The 234-nt window shown below is 78.2% G+C and carries 1 pseudogene; it reads right to left on the bottom strand.

Features of this window, described 5'->3' with window-relative positions:
* Positions 1–234 (bottom strand): annotated as a pseudogene (locus KVT14_RS21535) (aspartate aminotransferase); the annotation flags it as partial.

Genomic DNA, 234 nt, shown 5'->3' with positions numbered 1-234 from the left:
GCGACGCCAGGATGTTCTTGTCCGCGGGGTACCCGGGCCGGGCCAGCCCCACCCGGCCGCCGACGCCGAACCCCGCCAGGAACGCGAGCATGAACCCGCCCGACGACCCGGTGGTGACGGCCACCCGCGCCGGGTCGACGTCGCCGCCGTACCAGGACCGGTAGGGCGCGGCGATGGCCGCGCGCAGCGCCGGGCTGCCGAGCGCCTCGGTGTACCCGAGGTCCCCGCCCGCGA

It is taken from the genome of Cellulomonas sp. GbtcB1 (assembly GCF_019091725.1).
Classification (GTDB): Bacteria; Actinomycetota; Actinomycetes; order Actinomycetales; family Cellulomonadaceae; genus Cellulomonas.
Note: the sequence above shows the minus strand (reverse complement) of the source record. Positions and strands in the feature narration are given on the sequence as shown.